This window comes from Brevibacillus sp. SIMBA_040 (assembly GCF_046535075.1).
Taxonomy (GTDB): Bacteria; Bacillota; Bacilli; order Brevibacillales; family Brevibacillaceae; genus Brevibacillus.
On the sequence record NZ_JAWRXI010000460.1, the window covers coordinates 1 to 229 of the forward strand.

Annotated in this window: 1 protein-coding gene; it reads right to left on the reverse strand. The window is 38.4% G+C overall.

Features of this window, described 5'->3' with window-relative positions:
• On the reverse strand, positions 1-229 hold a 229-nt coding region (locus SB752_RS33435), incomplete at both ends, for a hypothetical protein (RefSeq protein WP_410719665.1).

The window sequence follows — 229 nt, forward strand, 5'->3', positions numbered from 1 at the left end:
GTATCGTAACCGTCCGCTTTGCCGGTAAGAACTATCGCTGAGGCTTTGATGTTTTCATCTTCCAAATCTTGTAGTATCTGATTGAGAAGTAATTTGTAGTCTGTTTCAATTGAGCTACATTCCGCTTCGTTTATAGTATCTATAACTTGACTATCAGCCTGCAAGATTACTCGAAAAGGTTTAAAATTGCCCATTTCAAGCAAGAAAAAACCTGCCCGTTCTTTTATCG